The 1,545-nt window shown below is 30.9% G+C and carries 1 protein-coding gene; it reads left to right on the forward strand.

Annotated features, from left to right (window positions below):
- Positions 1-1,545 (forward strand): condensation domain-containing protein (locus AXI57_RS08120; protein ID WP_238380173.1); only part of this gene is annotated, 1,545 nt, incomplete at both ends.

Genomic DNA, 1,545 nt, shown 5'->3' on the forward strand with positions numbered 1-1,545 from the left:
TTATATAGTGCAAATTGAGGAAATTCCTCTCACCGGTAACGGAAAAGTAGACAGAAAAAGATTATTAGAAAAAGAAATTACAGATCAAGATCAGATTATCAAAAAGGCTATAAAGCAAGCAAGAACTGAAACAGAGAAAAAACTTGTGGAAATTTGGCGAAATGTTCTGGATGTTGAAGATATCAGTATTGATGATAACTTCTTTGAATTAGGTGGCAACTCTATATTAATTATTAATTTAATTTCAGTTATTGAAGATCAATTCAATGTCAAATTAGATTTTAAAAGCTTTATCTCAAATAGTACAATTGAAAAATTAGCTCCATTCATTGATGTTCATGAAAGAGCAGTGAATGCAGAAAATATATACAATAACATTACAGTAGATAAAGAAAATGAACATAAAGAGTTCGATTTAACTGATGTGCAAATGGCTTATTTGATGGGAAGAGATACACAATTTGAGTTAGGTGGTACATCAACTCATGCATACTTAGAAATTGAATCACAATTAGATATTGAGAGGTTTAATGAAAGTCTGCAAAAAGTCATAGATCGCCAAAGTATGCTCCGGGCAGTTATTTTACCGAACGGAAAACAAAAAGTATTAGAGCATGTGCCTCCTTATAAAATTCAAGTAGAAGATATAAGCAAATTGGGTGTGGAAGCGAGAGAAAATAAAATATTAGAAGTTAGAAGAAAAACTTCTCACCATATTTTTGATCCAAATACATGGCCTTTATTCGAATTTAAAGCACTCAAACTAGGGGAAAGTAAGTACTTACTCTTCTTTGGGATAGATATGCTAATTGCTGACGGAGCAAGTATCCAATTGTTATTTAAAGAAATTTCTCAAATTTATAGTGGGAAAGAAAATGAAATTTCTCAGTTGAAGATTAATTATCGAGATTACATGCTTGCTTATAAAAAAATCAAAGATACAGAAAAATATAGGAATGATAAGGCATATTGGATAAACCAATTAGAAGACTTTCCAAGAGCACCAGCGGTGCCTTTAAAAGAAAAACTAAATAAAATAAGTAATCCTACTTTTAAAAGGAAATCAAAAATAATAAATATGCAAATGTGGGAGGATTTTAGCAGAAAAGCAGCTAATCACAATGTTACACCAGCAATTGTATTGTTTACGGCCTATGCTAAAGTACTTTCAAAATGGAGTAATCAATCAAATGTAGCGATAAATACGACGGTATTTAATCGACAACCACTTCATCAACAAGTTAATGATATAATAGGTGACTTCACATCTTTAATTATGTTGAAAGCAAACTTTGCAGAGGAAAAAAGCTTCTGGGATGAAGCGAAAAAAGTACAGCTTACTTTTATGGAAGCATTAGAACATAGGGACTATGATGGTGTTGAATTTATTAGAGAATATGCTAAATATAATGACTTAGATCAAAAAAGTGCAACAATGCCAGTCGTATTTACAAGTATGCTATTTGGAAAGATGTTTGATTTTAATAATGATTTATTAAATCTAAGCGAATTGAAAATGGCCGTAAGTCAGACATCTCAAGTTTA

This window comes from Bacillus atrophaeus (genome assembly GCF_001584335.1).
GTDB classification, from domain to species: Bacteria; Bacillota; Bacilli; order Bacillales; family Bacillaceae; genus Bacillus; species Bacillus atrophaeus.